Annotated in this window: 1 protein-coding gene; it reads left to right on the forward strand. The window is 37.0% G+C overall.

The features are described from left to right. A partial coding sequence (locus tag BAQ49_RS23580) for a DDE-type integrase/transposase/recombinase (protein ID WP_116733497.1) occupies positions 1-265 on the forward strand: 265 nt, incomplete at both ends.

The following is a 265-nucleotide window of genomic DNA, read 5'->3' on the forward strand; positions in this document are numbered from 1 at the left end:
CGTGACAGTAGATAAGAATCCAGCTTATCCTATAGCAGTTGAAGAATTGAGAAAAGAAAAAAAGATGCCATTAGGCATCCAACTAAGGCAAGTGAAATATCTCAATAACATAGTGGAACAAGATCATCGGTTTATTAAAAAGCGGGTTCGTTCGATGTTAGGATTGAAATCCTTTCGCACAGCTACATCCATTCTTTCTGGAATAGAAGCTATGCATATGGTGAAAAAAGGGCAACTTGTTTTATTGGACAAGTCTGTCCAAAAT

Origin of the sequence: Bacillus proteolyticus, assembly GCF_001884065.1 — a bacterium.
Classification (GTDB): Bacteria; Bacillota; Bacilli; order Bacillales; family Bacillaceae_G; genus Bacillus_A; species Bacillus_A proteolyticus.